The organism is Olsenella sp. An293 (genome assembly GCF_002159495.1).
GTDB lineage: Bacteria > Actinomycetota > Coriobacteriia > Coriobacteriales > Atopobiaceae > Thermophilibacter.
Genome location: NZ_NFIT01000003.1, coordinates 146,882 through 166,204 on the forward strand (window position 1 = coordinate 146,882; position 19,323 = coordinate 166,204).

At 68.8% G+C, this 19,323-nt stretch carries 17 protein-coding genes; 12 read left to right on the top strand and 5 right to left on the bottom strand.

What is annotated here, in order from left to right; translation table 11 throughout:
• The first annotated feature begins 66 nt into the window (after window positions 1–66).
• From B5F85_RS02840 to pcp, 3 genes are all read left to right on the top strand, one after another.
• Complete coding sequence (locus B5F85_RS02840) at window positions 67–846, top strand: DUF969 family protein (protein ID WP_087314206.1); 780 nt, start codon at window positions 67–69, stop codon at window positions 844–846.
• Window positions 843–1,802: a DUF979 domain-containing protein gene (locus tag B5F85_RS02845; RefSeq protein ID WP_087314208.1), complete on the top strand. Its 960-nt coding sequence runs from the start codon at window positions 843–845 to the stop codon at window positions 1,800–1,802. Before B5F85_RS02840 ends, B5F85_RS02845 begins: the two co-directional genes overlap by 4 nt.
• Window positions 1,803–2,005: 203 nt before the next feature.
• Window positions 2,006–2,650 (top strand): pyroglutamyl-peptidase I, encoded by a 645-nt coding sequence (gene pcp / locus B5F85_RS02850; RefSeq protein WP_087314210.1) that lies wholly within the window; start codon window positions 2,006–2,008, stop codon window positions 2,648–2,650.
• Window positions 2,651–2,852: 202 nt separating this feature from the next.
• Here the strand turns inward: pcp and gltX are convergent, their stop codons facing one another.
• The 3 genes from gltX to B5F85_RS02865 form a co-directional block, all read right to left on the bottom strand.
• The gene (gene gltX, locus B5F85_RS02855; RefSeq protein WP_087314212.1) at window positions 2,853–4,331 is read right to left on the bottom strand and encodes a glutamate--tRNA ligase; all 1,479 of its coding nucleotides are present in this window, start codon (window positions 4,329–4,331) and stop codon (window positions 2,853–2,855) included.
• Window positions 4,332–4,677: 346 nt separating this feature from the next.
• The gene (locus B5F85_RS02860; protein WP_087314214.1) at window positions 4,678–6,906 is read right to left on the bottom strand and encodes a YhgE/Pip domain-containing protein; all 2,229 of its coding nucleotides are present in this window, start codon (window positions 6,904–6,906) and stop codon (window positions 4,678–4,680) included.
• Window positions 6,903–9,497, bottom strand: a complete 2,595-nt coding sequence (locus tag B5F85_RS02865; protein ID WP_087314216.1) for a YhgE/Pip domain-containing protein — start codon at window positions 9,495–9,497, stop codon at window positions 6,903–6,905. The genes B5F85_RS02860 and B5F85_RS02865 overlap by 4 nt, the downstream gene beginning before the upstream one ends.
• A 181-nt stretch (window positions 9,498–9,678) precedes the next feature.
• Between B5F85_RS02865 and B5F85_RS02870 the strand changes: the two genes are divergently transcribed.
• Window positions 9,679–10,308 carry a TetR/AcrR family transcriptional regulator gene (locus B5F85_RS02870; RefSeq protein ID WP_087314218.1) on the top strand — a complete coding sequence of 210 codons (630 nt, stop codon included), beginning with the start codon at window positions 9,679–9,681 and terminating at the stop codon, window positions 10,306–10,308.
• Here B5F85_RS02870 and B5F85_RS02875 read toward each other — a convergent pair.
• The gene (locus tag B5F85_RS02875) at window positions 10,305–10,505 is read right to left on the bottom strand and encodes a substrate-binding domain-containing protein (protein ID WP_239386622.1); all 201 of its coding nucleotides are present in this window, start codon (window positions 10,503–10,505) and stop codon (window positions 10,305–10,307) included. The genes B5F85_RS02870 and B5F85_RS02875 overlap by 4 nt on opposite strands.
• Here B5F85_RS02875 and B5F85_RS02880 point away from each other — a divergent pair.
• The 8 genes from B5F85_RS02880 (at window position 10,492) to B5F85_RS02915 (ending at window position 18,155) form a co-directional block, all read left to right on the top strand.
• Window positions 10,492–10,827 (top strand): hypothetical protein, encoded by a 336-nt coding sequence (locus tag B5F85_RS02880; protein ID WP_204204610.1) that lies wholly within the window; start codon window positions 10,492–10,494, stop codon window positions 10,825–10,827. The genes B5F85_RS02875 and B5F85_RS02880 overlap by 14 nt on opposite strands.
• A 247-nt stretch (window positions 10,828–11,074) precedes the next feature.
• Window positions 11,075–12,361, top strand: coding sequence for a methionine adenosyltransferase (metK, locus tag B5F85_RS02885; RefSeq protein WP_087314222.1), 1,287 nt, complete (start codon window positions 11,075–11,077; stop codon window positions 12,359–12,361).
• Window positions 12,362–13,195: 834 nt separating this feature from the next.
• Entirely contained in the window at window positions 13,196–14,308 is a 1,113-nt protein-coding gene (locus B5F85_RS02890) for a glycosyltransferase (RefSeq protein WP_158094546.1), read from the top strand.
• A 197-nt stretch (window positions 14,309–14,505) separates the two neighbouring features.
• Window positions 14,506–14,709, top strand: coding sequence for a cold-shock protein (locus B5F85_RS02895; RefSeq protein ID WP_072371401.1), 204 nt, complete (start codon window positions 14,506–14,508; stop codon window positions 14,707–14,709).
• A gap of 137 nt (window positions 14,710–14,846) precedes the next feature.
• The gene (locus tag B5F85_RS02900; protein WP_239386624.1) at window positions 14,847–15,248 is read left to right on the top strand and encodes a GtrA family protein; all 402 of its coding nucleotides are present in this window, start codon (window positions 14,847–14,849) and stop codon (window positions 15,246–15,248) included.
• A gap of 57 nt (window positions 15,249–15,305) precedes the next feature.
• Window positions 15,306–16,214: a glucose-1-phosphate thymidylyltransferase RfbA gene (gene rfbA, locus B5F85_RS02905; protein ID WP_087314226.1), complete on the top strand. Its 909-nt coding sequence runs from the start codon at window positions 15,306–15,308 to the stop codon at window positions 16,212–16,214.
• A 2-nt stretch (window positions 16,215–16,216) separates the two neighbouring features.
• Window positions 16,217–17,236, top strand: a complete 1,020-nt coding sequence (gene rfbB / locus B5F85_RS02910) for a dTDP-glucose 4,6-dehydratase (protein WP_087314228.1) — start codon at window positions 16,217–16,219, stop codon at window positions 17,234–17,236.
• 16 nt (window positions 17,237–17,252) lie between these two features.
• Window positions 17,253–18,155 carry a sugar nucleotide-binding protein gene (locus B5F85_RS02915; RefSeq protein ID WP_087314230.1) on the top strand — a complete coding sequence of 301 codons (903 nt, stop codon included), beginning with the start codon at window positions 17,253–17,255 and terminating at the stop codon, window positions 18,153–18,155.
• Here the strand turns inward: B5F85_RS02915 and B5F85_RS02920 are convergent.
• The gene (locus B5F85_RS02920; RefSeq protein WP_087314233.1) at window positions 18,152–19,300 is read right to left on the bottom strand and encodes a sugar-transfer associated ATP-grasp domain-containing protein; all 1,149 of its coding nucleotides are present in this window, start codon (window positions 19,298–19,300) and stop codon (window positions 18,152–18,154) included. The two genes, B5F85_RS02915 and B5F85_RS02920, sit on opposite strands and share 4 nt — an antisense overlap.
• Window positions 19,301–19,323 lie beyond the last annotated feature (23 nt).

Sequence of the window (19,323 nt, forward strand, 5' to 3'; positions counted from 1 at the left end):
CGCCCGGAGCGCGGGCTTGGATACGATACCCAAGTCGTACTGTCTACCTGCAAGCAAGGAGGACCGATGGATCCCGCAGAGCTGATCAAGCTCCTGGGAATCGTCATCGTCGTGGCGGGCTTTGCCCTCAAGCTCGACTCCATCCTCATCATCATGGTCGCCGCCGTGGCGACTGCGGTGGTGGGCGGGATGGACCCGGTGGCGTTCCTGGACACCCTTGGTGAGAGCTTCGTCTCGAACCGCAGCATGTGCATCTTCATCATGACGTTCGTCATCACCGGCACGCTCGAGCGCAGCGGCCTGCGCCAGGCGGCGGCAGCCCTCATCCGCAAGCTCAAGAACGCCTCCGCCGGCATGATCGTGTCGGCATACGGCATCGTGCGCGTGGCCTTTGCCGCGTTCAACGTCAACTTCGGCGGCGTCGCGGGCTTCATCCGCCCGGTCGTCATGCCCATGGAGCAGGCGGCCGTCGAGCGCGACGGCAGCAAGATCGGCGAGAAGCACCTCGAGGAGCTCAAGGGCATCTCCGCGGGCATCGACAACGTCGCGTGGTTCTTCGGCCAGGTGCTGTTCATCGGCGGCTCCGGCGGCCTGCTCGTCCAGGGCACGCTCGCGGGTCTTGGCTACGACGTGAGCCTGGCGGACCTCGCCGCGGTGCAGGTCCCCGTGGCCATCGTGGCCATGCTCGCCGCCATCGTCTACTACAACGTCATCGACCGCCGGCTCATGAGGCGCCGCTCCAAGGTCATCAAGGCGACCGGCTCCACCAGCCTGGAGGAGGCCTCCGCCGCGGCCGAGGCCGCGTCAAAGGACGAGCGCGCCGAGAAGGGCGGTGACGCCCGATGACTGAGTTCGTCCAGTTCTTCCAGAGTGCCGACGTGACGCTCTCCGACAAGCTCCTCGAGGTCGTCTACATCCTCATCGGCCTCATCGCGTTTTACGCGGGCGTGCGCAACGCCATGGACCAGACCAACGAGAAGCGCCTGGGCACCGCCTTCTTCTGGTGCGTGCTCGGCATCCTGTTCATCGTGGGCCGCTGGGTCCCGTCCACCGTGGCGGGCGTGCTCGTGGTGCTGATGGTCATCCCGCCCATCCTCAAGCAGGTGGGCCGCGGCGTGGGCGGCGAGCCCACGGCCGAGGAGATGCAGGGCAACTACGAGAAGATCGGCATGAAGCTCTTCGTGCCGGCGCTCTCGCTGGGCGTGATGGCGCTGGTCTTCGCCCTGTTCACCAACATCAGCTCGCTCGTGGGCCTGACCTTCGGCGTGGTGGTGGGCGGCGTGCTGCTCATGGCCTTCTCGCGCAAGAACACCCCACGGGTCTTCCTCGACGACACGCGCCGCATGCTCGACACCGTGGGCCCGCTCTCCATGCTGCCGGTCCTTCTCGCCGCGCTGGGCGCGATCTTTACCGCCGCGGGCGTGGGCGACGTGATCTCCGAGCTGGTCTCGGGCGTGATCCCGCAGGGCAACGCCGTCGTGGGCGTGATCGTCTACGCCATCGGCATGGCGGTCTTCACGATGGTCATGGGCAACGCCTACGGCGCCATCACCGTGATGACGGTGGGCATCGGCGCACCGTTTGTGCTGGCGCTCGGCGCCGACCCCGCGCTCATCGGCTCGGTGGCGCTGACCTGCGGCTTCTGTGGCACCCTCATGACGCCGATGGCCGCGAACTTCAACATCGTGCCCGTGGCGATCCTCGAGATGAAGGACTCCTACGGCGTCATCAAGAAGCAGGTTCCGATCGCGCTGTTCATGCTCGTGGCGCAGATCGTCTACATGATCGTCTTTGGCCTGTAGCCGTCGGCGCCCCGCGGGGCGCCTCGTGAGGGTATGTACACCGCCCCTGAGGGTATGTACGCGCGCCGAGAAGAACGTTCTTCTCGGCAGCCCTCTGACCTGCACGTCTTTGGCCGGACCCATCCGGGGCGGTGTACATACCCTCAAGCGGCGGTGTACATACCCTCAAGCGGTGCCCGGCCCCTAGGAAAGGGAGGATTCTCATGAAGGTACTGGTCACCGGGTTCGAGCCCTTTGGCGGCGCGACCATCAACCCCGCGCTCGAGGCCGTGCAGCGCCTGCCGCGCGAGGTCGCGGGCGCCGAGGTCGTCACCGCGCAGATCCCCGTGGTCTTTGGAAAGGGCCCGGCCGCGGTGGAGGCCGCGATCGACGCCGAGCGCCCCGACGTGGTCCTGTGCATCGGCCAGGCGGGCGGCCGCAGCCACATCACGCCCGAGTTCGTGGGCATCAACTACGCCAACGCGCGCATCCCCGACAACGAGGGCAACCAGCCCGTCGGCCGCCTCGAGGCGGACGGCCCCGACGCCTACTTCGCCACGGTGCCGGTCTTCGCCATGGCCGACGCCGCGCGCGCCGCGGGCGTGCCGGCCGCCGTCTCCTACACGGCGGGCACGTTCTGCTGCAACGAGGTCCTCTACGAGCTGCTGCACTGCCTCGCGACGCGCCACCCCGGCGTGCGCGGCGGCTTCGTGCACGTGCCCTACGCGGCCGAGCAGGTCGTGGGGATGGGCGAGGGCACCGCGTCCATGAGCGTGGACATGATGGTCGCCGGGCTCACCGCCATGATCGGTGCCGCGGTCGCGGGCTCCGACGACGCCGTGGTCGCCGGCGAGGGCACGGAGCAGTAGGCGGGTCCTTCTCGGTCTGAAATCGTCGCGTTTCCGCACCCCTCCCGCTGACGTGCGGGAATGCGACGGTTCTGCCGAGAAGATCGTCGCATTTCCGCACCCCACCCGCTGACGTGCGGGAACGCGACACTCTTCCCAGAAAAACGTCCGGGAGCCGCACCTCAACGAAGCAGCTCCCGGACGTCGGTCGTATGAGGGGCTCCTACAGCGCCATGCCCCGCGCGCGGTCGATGCGGGCCAGGCAGTCCTCGCGGCCCACGAGCGCCATCGTCTCGCCGAGCGGCGGCGACACCATGTTGCCGCACACCGCCACGCGCACGGCCTGGAAGACCAGGCGCTTCTTCATGTCGAGCGCCTCGGGCAGCGTCTCCAGCGCCGCGTCGATCGCGGCCGGCGCCCACTCGTCGACCCCAGTCAAAGCCGCGCGCGCCGCGTCCAGCACCGCGCCCATGCCCTCCTTGGCGAGGCCCTTCTCGACGCTCTTCTCGTCATACGCGAGCGTCTCGGCGGTCGCGAAGACCGGCGCCGCCACGGTGACAACGTCGGCCGGGAACTTGGTGCGCGGCTTCACGATCGCGGCCAGCGCGTCGACCCAGGCCTCGTCGGCCTCGAAGCCGTCGCAGACCAGGCCGGCCTCGTGGAGCTCGGGCAGCATGACCTGGTCGGCGAAGTCGGCGTCGCTCATGGAGCGGATGTACTCGGCCTGGATCCAGTCGAGCTTCTTGGGGTCGAAGGTCGCCGGGTTCTTGGACACGTGGTCGAGCGAGAACTGCGAGGCCAGCACGTCGCGCGGGATGATCGTGGTCTCGCCGTCGAGCGACCAGCCGAGAAGCGCCAGGTAGTTGACAAATGCATCGGAGAGATAGCCCGCGTCGCGGTACTCCTCCACGTTGGTGGCGCCGTGGCGCTTGGAGAGCTTCTTGCCGTCCGCGCCCAGGATCATGGAGATGTGAGCGAAGGTGGGCACCGGCGCGCCGAGGGCCTCGTAGACGATGACCTGGCGCGGGGTGTTGGAGAGGTGGTCGTCGCCGCGGATGACGTGGGTGATGCCCATCATCGCGTCGTCCACCACGGTGGCGAAGTTGTAGGTGGGCGTGCCGTCGGTGCGCTGGATGACAAAGTCGTCGAGCTCGCGCGCCGCGAAGGTCACGTCGCCGTGGACGGCGTCGCGCACGACGACGTCGCCACGGTCCTCGGGGACCTTGATGCGCAGGACGTAGGGCTCGCCGGCGTCGATGCGACGCTTCGCCTCGGCGGGGTCGAGGTCGCGGCAGCGGCGCTGGTAGCCCTGGAAGGGGTCCTTGCGCGCCTGCGCGGCCTCGCGGTCGGCGGCCAGCTGCTCCGGCGTGCAGAAGCACGGGTACGCCTTGCCCTCGTCCCAGAGGCGCTGGGCGGCGTCGCGGTACATCTGGGCGCGCTCGGTCTGCTTGTAGGGGCCGAAGTCGCCGCCCACCTCCGGGCCCTCGTCCCAGTCGAGGCCCAGCCAGCGCATGGCGCGCAGGATGATCTGGGTGTTCTCCTCGGTGGAGCGCTCGGGGTCGGTATCGTCGATGCGCAGGATGAAGGTGCCGTGGTTGGCGCGGGCAAACGCCCAGTTGTAGATTGCGGTGCGCGCGCCGCCAACGTGGAGCTTGCCGGTGGGCGAGGGCGCAAAGCGCACGCGAACGGGGGTCTCGGACATGAGGTTCCTCTCCGTGGTTCTTATCGTCACATACGCACCTAGTATACAGCGCCGGCGAGAAGGACGGCGACGTCCCGACGATGTCCGCACGGCAACCGCGAGCCCGGAATTGCCGGCGACTGCGACGAGCGGCGACGCGTGCTCCGGCGTCGAGCCCGGAATCGGCGGCGACTGCGACGGTGATGCCCAGTCGTGGCCCGTGATGAGCCTGGAATCCGCCGTGGCTGCGACGCGATCGCCCTGATTTCGTCGCAACCATGGCCGATTTTGGGCTCGCGCCCGGCGAGTCCGTCGCAACCGAGCGGGTTTCTCGGCTCCACCGGCACCGCGCGTCGCCCGCGCGGCCTCACATGAGGCGCGTGCGCTCCAGGCGGTGCTCAAACCACTCGTTCAGGCGGATCACGGGACGGCGCAGCACCAGGCCCAGGAGCAGCGCCGGCACCAGGTAGGCGAGAAGAACGCCCAGCTCGCGCCAGAAGTCTCCGTCCCAGACCCCAAACATCGCCGCCCGCAGCGCCGCCTCGCTGTGCACAAACGGCAGCCACGAGTAGACCGCCTGGAACGGAGCGGGCAGCATCTCGGGCGGGAACGTGCCGCCCGAGCCGGCCACCTGGACCACCATGAGCACCACGGCAACGGCCTTGCCCACGTCGCCAAAGGACGCCGTGAGCGAGAAGATCAAGTTGACGTAGACGAGCGACGACGCCAGGCACGCAAGCAGCATGAGCCACGGGTGCTCGCACTGAACTCCCAGGTAGAAGAGGTCTCCGCCGCAGATGAGCGCCGCCTGGGCCAGCCCCACGACAACAAAGAGCGCAAGGCGTCCCACGTAGGCCTGCGCGTGCGAGCAGCCCGTCTCCTCGAGCGCGGCCTCGGAGGGCTTCGCGCGCACCAGCGCCGCGAGCACCACCCCGCCGATCCAGATGGCAAGCGTCGTGTAGAAGGGCGCCATGGCCGAGCCGTTGTTCTCAACGGGAAACACCGCCGTGCGCTCGACCGAGACCGGCGCCGCCACAAACTCGGCGAGCCCCTCCGGGCCAGACGCCAGAACCTCCCTCACTTGCCGCGCGTCGCCCGAGTCAAGCGCGGAGCGCAGCCGCTCGTGCAGGCCATCGAGCTTCTCGGCCGCCGCGTCCAGGCTGTCCGCGGTCTCGTCGAGGTCGTCGCGTGCCCCGGCGAGCCCGTCGCTCGCGTCCTTTGCCGCGGAGCCCACGGCCGCAAGGGTCCCGGCGAGGTTTCCCTCGATCGCGTCCGCCTGCTCGGCGGCCTCGGCCACCTGCCCAGCAAGGTTCCCGAGGCTGCCGCGCACCTCGTCGTCGTAGAGCTGCCCCGCGCCGCCCACCGCCGTGCGCGCCTCGTCCACGAGGCCCTTAAGCCGCTCGCGCGCCTCCTCGGCGTCCGCTGCCCCGGCGTCGAGGTCGTCCATCGTCTGGCCCAGCCCGTCAGAGAGGTCGCGCAGCTCAACGAGCGCCCGGTCAACGCGGTCGCGCAGACCGCCCACGCCCGCAATCGCGCTGCCGAGCCCCTCGCGCACGGGGCTGCCCTCGGGAAGCGTCCCCTCAAGCTCGCGCATGAGGTCGAGCTGCTCCCCAAGCGCGCCGTCCAGCCGCTCGAGCGCATCGATCTGCTCGCCTACGGCGTCCCGCGCGGCGGAGAGGCCCTTCTGGATCCTTGCCTCCTGCGCGCCCGCGACGTCGAGTGCATCGTCTATCGCTGCGTCCACTCCGTCGAGCCCCGCGCCCGCGGACTCGAGCGCGCCGGCCACGGATGTCTCTGCGTCGTCTATCGCCGACCCGGCCCCCGCAAGGCCCGACGCCGTCTCGCCGAGCACCTCGCCGGCGTCCGCCGTGGGGGAGAGCGCCGCGTCGGCCACCCCCGCGCCGCTGCCCAGAAGCCCGCGCGTCGACTCGAGCAGGTCCGCGAAGTCCCTCACGGAGCCCGCCGTTCCGGAGAGCGCGTCGGCGGAGTCCGTCACCGCGGCGTCGAGGCGCGCCGCGAGGCCCGTCACCGCGTCGTCGTCGAGCGCGGAGCCCAGCTCCTTGAGGGCGCCCGCGCCAACGGCGCTCACCGCCTCGGCAAATCCGGAGTCGATCTGCGCCATCACGGCCGAGGACGCCTTGTCGGTGACTATGGTGGCGATGGCGTTTGCCTTCTCGTTCTGGTAGAAGCGCACCTCGGCACGGACGGGATCGGCGGAGAAGGTGGTCATCATGTCGCGCGAGAAGTCCGGCGGAATCACCACGGCCGCGTAGTACTCGCCCGAGCGCACGCCCTCGACGGCGTCGGCCTCCGAGGTGACCACGTACCCAATGGAGTCGGAACCCTGCAGCTCGGCCACCACGCGCTCGCCCATGTTGACGGTCAGGGGCACCAGCTCCCCGGAGTAGCCCTCGTCCTCGTTGGCAACGGCCACGCGGATGTTGCCCGTGTTGCCGTACGGGTCCCAGCTGCCCGCGATGTTGAACCACGCGTAGAAGGACGGCACGGCGACGATTCCCACAAAGACCACTAGTGCGATGGCGTTGGCCCGCACGTGACGCGCGTCGCGGCGCACAAGCTCCCAGACCCCTCTCATCGTGCCTCGCCTCCCTTCTCGGCCCGCGCGGCGTCCTCGGCCAGCGCGACCAGCTCGTCTCTGTCCATCCGTGCCAGCCCGGCGCGCTCCGCCAGCCGCTCGTGCACGTACTCCAGCCAGATGAGGTACGCGCTCGCGGCAACCAGGGAGACCACCCACAGGCTCAGCAGCAACAGCTTTGCCGGATGGGCAAAGAGCAGGGCGAGAAGGGCCAGCGGCACGGCCAGCAGCGCCACGACGCCGCGCCGCACGCGGCGCGGGTACGCCAGCTCAAAGCGCGCGGCCCGTGCCAGGAACGCCTCGCGGTGGGCGGGGGAGGAGGCGAGCGCGTCCACCAGGAGCGCCAGGCGCCCGGCGTCCTTCTCGCCGTCACGCTCGGTCACAAGGAGGTCCGTCTGGGCCATCTTGCGGTCAAAGAGCGCGTTTGCCCCGAGGAGCCTCCTTCTGGCAACCACGCCCAGAAGCAGCGCGGGAACGGCAAAGAGCGCAAGGACGGCGAGGTCGCGCGCGTAGTTTGTGCCATAGAAGCCCGCCACCGCCTCGCGCATGGCGCCGATCCCGTAGGTGAAGGGGAGCCACGGCCCCAGCGCTCGGAAGAAGGCGGGCTGCATCTGGATGGGGTAGAGGCCGGATGCCCCGGGGATCTGCAGCACCACCAGCAGCACCGCGAGCGCCTTGCCAACGTGCTTGAGCGCCACGGCGAGCGAGTAGACCACGAGCACGTAGACCAGCGACGCCTCCATGCCCGCGAGCACAAACGCAACGGGGGAGACGCACTGGACGCCAAGCGCCAGGTCGCCCACGCAGCACGTCAGGGCCTGCACCTGGCCGAGGAGGGCGAGCAGGAGCCAGCGCCCAAAGAACGCCTGCGTGGGCGTGACCTCGACGTCGCCCAGCCCCTCGCGGTCCACCTCTAGCTTGTAGATGGCCACGAGCACGAAGCCGCCCACCCACAGCGCGAGGTTGGTGTAGAACGGCGCCACCCCGGAGCCGTAGTTGGCAACGGGGAACACCGGCTCGTCGACCATCTGGACCGGCGAGCCCAGCGCCGCGCCCGTGGAGGCGGGGTCGAGGGAGAGGACGTCGCCCACGGCGGGCAGGGCCCGTGCGCTCTGCACGGCGGCGAGGTCGTCTGCCAGCGCGCCCATGCGATCGGCGGAGCCCCTCAAGGAGTCGGCGGTTTCCGCCAGGGTGGACTGGCTCTGGGCGAGAAGCGCGTCGAGCTGGGCCAGCCCGGCGTCCGCCTGCTCGATCATCGGCACGAGCGAGCCGGTTCCGCCGGCAAGGCGACCGCCCGCGTCCGCGAGGGCGTCGAGCGCGGAGGAGAGCTCGGGTGCCGCGCCCGTGGCGAGGTCCGTCCGCAGGGCGTCGAGCGAGCCCGTGCCCGCCTGGACGGCGTCGTTTACCGAGGTGGCGAGCCCGTCCACGCTCTTGGCCCCGTCGCTCACCTCGTTGCTTATCCCCTGGAGCTCGTCGAGGGCGGAGGCCTGCCCGCTGGCAAGCCCCTCGAGAAGCGCCACCTGTTCGTCGAGCGCGGAGACCACCTGCTGCTGGAGGGCGCGCTGCGCGTCGTCGGCGGGCTCGAGGGAGGCGACCTTGTCGCGCGCCGCCCCGAGCGACTCCGCCATGCCCGTCACGTCGTCGTTTGCCGCCCGCAGGCGCGAGAGCGCCGCGTCGAGGCGCCCCTGCGCCCAGCCCACGTCCCCGGCGATGCGGCCGATGTCCTGGCTCGCCGTCGAGGACAGTCCGGAGATCGCGGAGGCGCCCTCGCCCAGCCTGTCGTCAAGGCCGCGGGCAAAGGAGCGCAGCCCCTCGCGCGCGTCGGAAAGAGACCCGAGCGCGGAGTCCATCGACGAGGCGAGCCCTCCCGCCGCGTCCGCCGTGGCGGAGAGCGTCTCACGCGCGCGGCCCACGGCCTCGCGGGCCGCATCCACGGTCCCGCCCGCGTCCTCGAGGGAGTCCGCCAGGTCGTCGAGGCGCCCCTGCGTGGCTCGGAGGCTCTTCAGCGCGGACGACCTCGCCCCGTCGACATCCCCCGCGGCGGACCCCACCGCGCCCTGGAGCTTCTGGGTGACGGTCTTACCGGCGAGCGACACAAACTGCCCGGCGATCTGGTCCTCGAGCGTGGTTGCCCCCGTGTCCGTCACCTTGGGCGCCACCGCGTTGGCCTTCTCGTTGACGTAGTAGCCAATGCGGGCCTGCGTGGGGTGGCCGTCCAGCACGCCCGCGAGGGTCGAGGTGAAGTCGGGCGGTATGACAAAGGCGGCGTAGTAGCGGCCGGCGCGGACGCCTTCGAGCGCCTCGTCCTGGTCCACGAAGGTCCAGCCGAGCTGGTGGTTCTCCTCGAGCCTCTCCCTTACCATGTCGCCGGCGTTGACCTCTCCCATGCCGGGGACCTCGGCGCCTTTGTCCTCCACGACCACGGCCACGGGCACGGTGGAGGTGCTCTGGTACGGGTCCCAGTTGGCAAGGATGTTCACCCACGCGTAGAGCGCGGGGACGAGGCAGACCCCAACCGCCACCACCAGGGCGACGGGGCTTGCCGCCAGGCGCTTGAGGTCGCGGCCGAGGATGCGCGCGATGGTTCCCATGAGAGGCTCCCTTGAGCGAGACGTGTTACGCGTTCAATGGCTCAAGAGGTACCCCGCGGGGCGAGTTTTATTCAGGAGTCCAATAATTTTGAGCCAAGTTCAAAACAGCTGAACAGATGCTAAGATTGACGCGTTGGCACGACGGCGCCTGGCGGCGCGGCACGAGGGAACGGAGAAGGACATGGCGGCAAGGCCCGGCACGGCAACGCCCAAGAGCGCGGCCACGCGCGAGAAGATCATGGCGGCCGCGACCTCCCTCATGGCGGAGCGCGGCTCGGCGGACTTTCAGATGGCGGAGGTCTCCGCCCGCTGCGGCATGTCCAAGGGCTCGCTCTACTACTACTTCTCCGACCGCGCTGAGCTCGTTCGCGCGGTGCTCGACCGCGCGGTGGACGACCTGGTGGCAAGCGTCGAGAGGATCGTCTCCACGGCGCCCTCAGCAGCGGACTCCATCGCCGGCCTGCTCGACGCCCTCGCCGAGGCCACCCGCCCGGGAGGCCCGCTCATGCTGGCCGTTGCCGGGGCGGGTGCCGGCTCCGCTCCGGTCGAGGGGCCGCGCCTCGCGCGCATAGTGGACGTGCTGGAGGCCCAGATCGAGCGCGCAAAGGCGGAGGGGCTCGTGCGCCCCGAGGTCAACGCGCGCCTCGCCGCGGCGGCGGTCGCGGGTGCCTTCCTGGTCTTTGAGCGGGTGGACGTGCGGGCAACCGCCGAGGACGTCCTGGGCCTCGCGCTCTGCGGGATCGGGACCAATGCAGGGCGGGAGAGGTTTGCGGGCGCGGGCTCGACCGCGGCGGCAGGCTCTGACGCCTAGGCGACCGCCTCGCCCGCGGTGGACTCGCGAACGATTAGCTCCGTCTCGAGGACCATCGAGCGCGACCCCAGCTCGTATCCGGCGAGAAGGTCGATGAGAATCCTGCAGGCGGAGTAGCCCATGCGGTAGCGCGGCTGGTTGACCGTGGTGAGCGTGGGCGTGAGCATCGTGGAGAGCTCGGCGTTGTCAAAGCCCACGACCTTCCGCGTCTTCTTCCGGCACCTTCCCGTGCGCTACGGTCTCATTGTGCTCAGGACACGGGAGTACTCGACCCTCGCCGACGTCGAGGCGGCCATGAGGCGAAAGATCGTGGACTTCCTTTTTGATAATCTTGTGTACTTCCAGGCCTTTGACAGCGTGAAGATCTACTACGACGACGGCCAGCAGTCTATCGCTGCGGCACTTCACAAGGCGATTGACTACGCGCTCCACGTACCGCCCCGCTTCGGCGGCCGACTACCGACTCTCGCAGGCGGCAGACTACATCTGCGCCGCCGAGCTCACGGCGCTCAAGTATGAGGGAAAGGCATCCACCGCCACCGACGAGAAGTTCTTCGGTAGCTGGTCCCAATTCAAGAAGGGCATGCTGAAGGAAGTCCGCGCGAAGCGAATCTAGCCTTCCGGTGTGAATCTGGCGCGATTTGCACCGGATTCGCACCGGCGCGCGCATGCCCTCCGCACCCGCGGGGTATCATCACTAGGCATTTGAAACGGCGACGGACGGAATGGTAACGGCCGCCCGCCTCGTCCAGCGAAAGGAAGCGCCATGTCCCAGCTCGATCGTTCCGCCAGCACCACCCCTCGCAGCTACCTCTTCACGTCCGAGAGCGTGACCGAGGGCCACCCCGACAAGATCTGCGACCAGGTCTCTGACGCCATCCTCGACGCCCTTCTCGCCAAGGAGGCGCAGCTCCAGAGCGAGGGCTACGTCTCTCCCTCCGGCGTGCCCGCCAACGTCGACAACGTCCGCTGCGCCTGCGAGACCTTCGTGACCACCGGCACCGTGATCATCGCCGGCGAGATTCGCACCGAGGCCTACCTCGACGTCCAGAGCATCGCCCGCGACGTCATCCGCCGCATCGGCTACACGCGCGCCAAGTTTGGCTTTGACGCCGACACTTGCGGCGTGCTCAACCTCATTCACGAGCAGAGCCCCGACATCGCCGCCGGCGTCGACGAGTCCTTCGACGCCCAGGCCGGCCGCACGACCGACCCGCTTGACCTCGTGGGCGCCGGCGACCAGGGCATGATGTTCGGCTACGCCGCCGACGAGACCGACGTCTACATGCCCATGCCGCACTACCTTGCCTCCCGCCTTGCCGAGCGCCTCACCGAGGTCCGCAAGAACGGCCAGGTTCCCTACCTGCGCCCGGACGGCAAGACCCAGGTGACCGTCCGCTACGAGGACGACCGCCCCGTCGAGGTCACGGCCATCGTGGTCTCCACGCAGCACGACGCCGCCATCGAGGACATGAACGTTATCAAGGCGGACATGGTCGACTACGTGATCGCTCCCGTGATGGACACCGTGGGCATCGAATGGCACGACGCCGAGGTCTACGTGAACCCCACCGGCCGCTTCGTGGTGGGCGGGCCGATGGGCGATACCGGCCTCACCGGCCGCAAGATCATCGTGGACACCTACGGCGGCATGGGCCGCCACGGCGGCGGCTGCTTCTCCGGCAAGGACTGCACCAAGGTGGACCGCTCCGCCGCCTACGCCGCGCGCTGGGTCGCCAAGAACGTGGTGGCGGCGGGGCTGGCGAGGCGCTGCGAGGTGCAGCTGGCCTACGCGATCGGCGTCTCCCACCCGCTCTCCGTGATGGTGGACACTTTCGGCACGGGCTCGGTGGCCGACGGTGTGATCGAGGCCGCCGTGGGACGGGTCTTTGACCTGCGCCCGGGCGCGATCATCCGCGACCTCGACCTGCGCCGGCCCATCTACGAGAAGACCGCGGTCTACGGCCACTTTGGCCGCGAGCTGCCCGAGTTCACCTGGGAGCGCTGCGACCGCGTCGACGAGCTGCGCGCCGCCGTGGAGGCGCTCGGGTAGGGGAGCGCGGCGGGCGGTGGCGGGCTGCGACGGGCGCGGCGTCGCGCTTTTCTCGGTCAGGTCACTACCGGCGGACTGCGGCGTTGCGCATTTTGGGGTGAGGTCACGACCGCCCGTGACGCATCGCCAAACGCTGATGCCGTGCCGCCTCCAGACGAGGCTCTGCCGAGAAGAACGCCCAGTTGATAGGGCAAGAGCCTTTGTCTCCCATAAGGACAGACCCGCCAAATGGGGTCGTGGCCGGGAAGCCCCCTGCCACGACCCCGTTTTCTGCTACGTTCCAACGGTGCCAGTGCGCCCTGGCCCCGCTTTCCGCAACGCTGGCGCCCCCGCGCGTCCGTCTCGGTCCCGCGCAGGCAGATGCCGTCGCACCAGATGAGCTCATCGTGGGGAACGTGTCCCAGTTGCTGGCTTTAGCTAGCGTATTGCACTGCGGCCCGCCTTGGTCAGCTTCGCGGGTGCGGTGGCGACGGCCCTTCCCAGAGCGCGTAGGCGAGTACGTAAACGGAAGGGCCGCAAGCGCAAGCGCTAGCGGCCCAATCTCCAAGTAACGGCGCTGCCTAGCCCATCAAGACGTAGGAGGCCGTCGGGAATATGTTGGTGCTGTCATACGAGCTGGGCAAGCTGCTTCGGCCGCGTCCGACATTTGATCATGTCAGGCGAACTTTTCTCCGGGCGGGTTTTCCTCGAGCGGGGGCCATCTCCTGCCGAGCGGATCTGTCCTTCTCGCGTCCCTCAACCCATCGCCCGCCGCCGGCGGCACGTCTCGGCTATCATGGGGTGCGGCCGCACCCGGCCGACATCGCGTCTCCCGCTCAAATGAAGGACGGTATCATGCCCGACGTCTCCCAGACACTCGTCTCCGTCATCGTGCCCATCTACAACGTCGAGAAGTACCTCGACCAGTGCCTCTCCAGCATCGAGGCCCAGACCCACCGCAACCTCGAGGTCCTCTGCATCAACGACGGCAGCACGGACGGCTCGCGGGACATCATCTGCGCCCACGCCGAGAAGGACTCGCGCGTGCGCCTCATCGACAAGAAGAACGGCGGCTACGGCGAGGGCTGCAACATGGGCCTTGGCCTCGCCAAGGGCGAGTGGGTCTCGATCATCGAGCCCGACGACTGGATCGAGCCCGGCATGTACGGCGACATGCTCTCCTTTGCCGCGGGCTTCGACGAGACGATCGACGTCATCAAGACCCCCTGGACCGACATCTGCAACTGGAACGACCCCAAGAAGCAGCGCGCCTACCCGAGCACCATGGTGCACCGCCTGAAGACCTCCGCGAGGCCCTTCACCATCGGCGAGCAGACCGCGCTGATCGAGATGCACCCCTCCATCTGGTCGGCCATCTACCGCAGGGACTTCCTCAACGAGAAGAGCATCCGCTTCATCCCGTTCCCCGGCGCCGGCTGGGCGGACAACCCCTTCCTCATCGAGACCATGTGCCAGGCCAAGGCCATCGTCTACCTGGACAAGCCCTACTACAACTACCGCTGCGACCTGCCGGGCTCCACGAAGAACCACAAGACGGCGGACGCCGTCACCAGGCCGTTTGACCGCTGGATCGACATGATGGGCGTCCTGAACCGCCTGGGCGTGACCGACGAGCGCATCCTCAAGGCCCACTATCTGCGCGGGTTCAACTACACCTTTGGCGCCATCTCCGACGACGGCTGGGACAACCAGCTCGTCAAGGAGGGCGCGCTGCGCGTGTTCTCGATGATGCGCCCCGAGCTCGTGGCGGGCATCGACGACCTCGCCCCGCACCGCAAGAAGTTCTTCTTCGACGTCATGGGCCTGCCCACGCCCAAGTTCTCCCGCGGCCCATGGCGACGCCACCTCGTGCGCCAGGTGGGCTCCACGCTGCGCCGCGAGGGCCCGCTCTCGCTCGCGCACAAGGTCAAGCGCGCGCTGCTCCCCGAGGAGCGCTCCCACGCGTAGGCGTCGCGAGGCGCGCTCGCGATGGGCGTAAGCCTGCCGTAAGCGCTCGCTGCCGGGCGGCGCTGTTTTGACCCCCAACGGATTGTCGAGATTGGCGGCGCGGTTTCGGGGTAACATATCCCTCGTGGCTTTTCGGCCACGGGTATCGCGCGCAAGCGCAGCTTTTGCCCCGCGGGGCAGAGAAAGAAAGGCACGACATGGCACAGGGTACTGTCAAGTGGTTCAACCCGGACAAGGGCTACGGCTTCATCTCTCGTGAGGACGGCGACGACCTGTTCGTCCACTACTCCGAGATCCAGATGGACGGCTTCAAGACGCTGGACGAGGGCCAGGCTGTCGAGTTCGACATCACCACCGGCCAGAACGGCAAGCTCCAGGCTTCCAACGTCCGCAAGCTCTAGTAGAGACGCTTTCGGCGACTTGGGAGGGGTCCGCTCATGCGGGCCCCTCTTCTGTATGATTATGGGGTGCGGGGCATAAGGCGCCGCAGGTGCGGGGCAAGAGGCGCCGCGGTTGCGGGACGAGTCGGGAGGCGTGCGTGGACATCAAGGCTCTTGTCGAGCAGTTCCTCAAGTTCGGCGTCGTGGGCGGCGTCGCCTTCGTCATCGACTACGGCCTGCTCATGCTGCTCTCCCAGGTGGTCGGGTGGGACCCGGTCATCTCCTCGGTCATCTCGTTCACCATCTCGCTCGTCTTCAACTACCTCGCCTCCATGCACTTTGTCTTCGAGCGCCGCGACGACCTCTCCCGCCGTCGCGAGCTCGTCATCTTTGTGACGCTCTCGGTCATCGGCCTCGTCATCAACTCCCTGTGCATCTGGGCGGGCACGGCCGCCTTCGGCGACGGCCCCATGCCGGTGACGCTGACCAAGCTCGCCGCCACCGTCGTGGTCTCTATCTGGAACTTCGTGAGCCGCAAGCACTGGCTTGAGGCGAAGTAGCAACCGTAGTCGTATGATGGTGCCGACGTTTTTCTCGGCATCTCCTGGAGGCAACCCATGAAGGGCATCATCCTCGCCGGCGGGTCCGGCACCCGTCTGTACCCGCTCACCACGGTCACGAGCAAGCAGCTCCTGCCCGTCTACGACAAGCCCATGGTCTACTACCCGCTCTCCACGCTCATGCTGGCGGGCATCCGCGACATCCTGATCATCTCGACGCCCGCCGACCTCCCCAACTTCGAGCGCCTGCTCGGGGACGGCTCGGACTTCGGCGTCTCCCTGTCCTATGCCGAGCAGCCGGTCCCCAACGGCCTCGCCCAGGCCTTCGTCATCGGTCGCGAGTTCTGCGCCGGCGACGCCTGCGCCCTGGTGCTCGGCGACAACATCTTCTACGGCAACGGGCTCTCCCGCCACCTGCGTCGCGCCGCGGCCAACGCCGAGGCGGGCCGCGCGACGGTCTTTGGCTACCGCGTGGACGACCCCGAGCGCTTTGGCGTCGTCGAGTTCGACGAGAACTACAACGCCATCTCCATCGAGGAGAAGCCCGCGCACCCCAAGAGCAACTACGCGGTCACCGGGCTCTACTTCTATGACTCCCGCGTGACCGACTTCGCGGCGCGCGTCACCCCCTCGGCGCGCGGCGAGTACGAGATCACCGACCTCAACCGGATGTATCTCGAGGACGGCTCGCTCGACGTGGTGACGCTCGGCCGCGGCTACGCGTGGCTGGACACGGGCACCATGGAGAGCCTCTTCGAGGCCTCGCAGTTCGTCCGCACCGTTGAGACGGCCCAGGACCTGCCGGTCTCGGTGCCCGAGGAGATCGCCTACGAGAACGGCTGGGTCAGCCGCGAGCGCCTGCTCGAGTGCGCCGAGCGCTACGGCAAGTCCAACTACGGCGCCCACCTGCGCACGGTTGCCGAGGGCAAGATCGCGCCCGACCGCCCCTACAACGACAAGGAGTAGACATGCCCGAGACCTTCGAGCCCAGAAACATCATCGTCACCGGCGGCTGCGGCTTCATCGGGTCCAACTTCGTGCACCACGTCGTGCGCGAGCACCCCGAGGTCCACGTGACCGTGCTCGACAAGCTCACCTACGCCGGCAACCCCGAGAACATCGCGGGCCTGCCCGAGGACCGAGTCGAGCTCGTCGTGGGCGACATCTGCGACGCGGAGCTGCTCGACCGCATCGTCCCGGGCCACGACGCCATCGTCCACTACGCGGCGGAGTCCCACAACGACAACTCCATCGCCGATCCCGAGCCCTTCGTCCAGACCAACGTGGTGGGCACCTTCCGCCTGCTCGAGGCCTGCCGCAAGCACGACGTCCGCTACCACCACGTCTCCACCGACGAGGTCTACGGCGACCTCGCCCTGGACGACCCGGCGCGCTTCACCGAGGAGACCCCGTACAAGCCCAGCTCCCCGTACTCCTCCTCCAAGGCGAGCTCGGACATGCTCGTGCGCGCCTGGACCCGCACCTACGGCATCCGCTCCACGATCTCCAACTGCTCCAACAACTACGGCCCCTACCAGCACATCGAGAAGTTCATCCCGCGCCAGATCACCAACATCATCGACGGGATCCGCCCCAAGCTCTACGGCGACGGCAAGAACGTCCGCGACTGGATCCACACCGAGGACCACAGCTCGGCGGTCTGGACCATCCTCACCAAGGGCCGCATCGGCGAGACCTACCTCATCGGCGCTGACGGCGAGAAGGACAACATCACGGTCCTGCGCGCCATCCTCAAGGCCATGGGCAGGCCCGAGGACGACTTCGACTGGGTGCGCGACCGCCCCGGCCACGACCGCCGCTACGCCATCGACTCCACCAAGCTCAGGACCGAGCTCGGCTGGCAGCCGCAGCACACCGACTTCGAGAGCGGCCTGGAGTCCACGATCGCCTGGTACCGTGAGCACGAGGCCTGGTGGCGCCCCGCCAAGGCGGCCACGGAGGCCAAGTACGCCAAGCAGGGCCAGTAGGGGAGGGCGAGAAGAAATGGGCTCCAAGCGGACCCTCGTCACCGGCTGCTACGGCCAGCTCGGGCGCGCGGTGCGCGCGCTCGCCGAGCGGCGCGGCGTCGCCGGGGAGTTTGACTTCTGCGACATCGACACCTTTGACATGGGCGACCCGGCGGCCTACGGCCAGTTTGACTGGGACGCCTATGGCACGGTCATCAACTGCGGCGCGTTCACGGCGGTCGACGCCGCGGAGACGCCCGAGGGCCGCGTGAGCTGCTGGCGGGCCAACGCCTCCGGCCCGAGCCTGCTCGCCCGCACCTGCGCCGCTCACGGCGCCACGCTCGTGCACGTGTCCTCCGACTACGTCTTCGACGGCACGCGCGCGCTGCACGACGAGAAGGAGCCCCTCTCGCCCATCTCCGTCTACGGCCAGTCCAAGGCGGCGGGCGACCTCGCCGTCATGGGGTGCCCCCGCCACTACATCCTGCGCAGCTCCTGGGTCATCGGCGACGGAAAGAACTTCGTGCGCACCATGTGGGGCCTCTCCGACCGCGTGGCCGCGGGCGAGCTCGCGCAGGTGACCGTCGTGGACGACCAGGAGGGGCGCCTCACCTTCACCGACCAGATGGCCGCCGCGATCTTCCACCTGCTGGACGCCGGCGCGCCCTTTGGGCTCTACGACATGACGGGTTCGGGCGCCGTGCGCACCTGGGCCGACATCGCCCGCGCCACCTTTGAGGCGGCCAACGGCAACGGCGACAAGGTCGTCCCCGTGACCACGGCCGCCTACTACGCGAGCGCCAAGGGCCCGGTCGCCCCGCGCCCGGAGCACTCCGCGCTCGACCTCTCCAAGCTCGAGGCCACGGGCTTCTCGCCGCGCGACTGGGAGGACGAGCTCGCCGAGTACCTGGCCTCGCTTCGCGCCGAGCTGCGCGGCTAGCGCGCGATCTGCGCCCGGGCGGCTCGCTGCTCGGGCGTGAGCGCGTCGAGGCGCGCGAGCTTCTCGCGGAAGTAGGGCCCCGCGACGGGGTCGTCGAACACGGGGCGGAAGAGCTGCAGGTACTTGATGCCCGTGTGGGAGTTGATCTCCATGATCTGGGGGCCGCGCTCGGTCATGCATGCGTCGAAGCCCAGGTACTCGCAGGCGCCCACCTTGAGGGCGAGCTCGCGCAGCATCTCGAGCAGCTCGTCCCAGCGCGGGACGACGCCCTCGGCGAGCACGCCGCTCACGGGGTGGGCGGGACAGGCCTCGACGCGGTTGGCATAGACGAGCCGGCCGTCGCCGTAGGTGCCCGTCGCGACGTCAACGTGAACGTTGAAGGAGCTCACGTCCCCGGTCGTGGGCTCCTCGTAGTTGGCGCCCGTGCCGTGCGCGCCGTCCTGCTTGCCAAAGCGCAGGTAGGTCATCGCGGGCACGGGGTCGCACCCGGTGGGGTTGAGCACGAGCGCGCGTATGGTGTGGATGAGGGGGTTCACGCGCGCGAGGCTCGCCTCGGGCCGGATGAACTCGGTGAAGACGTAGTTGGGGTGGTCGGCCACAAACGCGGAGATCTCCCGGGGCCCCGCCTGCTCGCCGTCGATCAGGTAGCCCCCGTCGCGCCACGCGAGGTGGTGGAAGCCCTTGGCGAGCGAGCCGTTGCAGGGCTTGCAGGCAAACTCGCCCCGCTCTCGCAGCGTCGCGAGAAGCCCCTCGACCCCGGGGGCGTAGCCGCTGCCGGAGAGCGGCAGCAGGCGGCCGGGCTCGGTGTAGTAGAAGTAGGTCGGGACGTAGCGTTCGAGCTCGGAGCCCTGGACGAGGGCGTTCAGCGTGAGCTTGTCGTTGATCCAGATGCGCTGCCAGCCGTTGAGGGGCCACAGGCGCGCGTAGTCGTAGTCTGAGAGGTAGGAGCCTACGTTCTGCTCGCTCAGGCCGTAGGCGCAGGCGGACTCCCCGGTAAAGCCCCGCTCGTGGGCCCAGGCGAGGTAGTCGGGGTCATAGAGGCCGCTTCGCCGCTCGCGCTCGAGGGTCTCGAGATGGCGCGTCGCAAAGCGCCTCGTGAAGCCGTCCTCGAGCATCTCCTCGAGCGTCATGCCTGCGTGGTCCATCGCGTGCTCCCCATCGTCTGCCC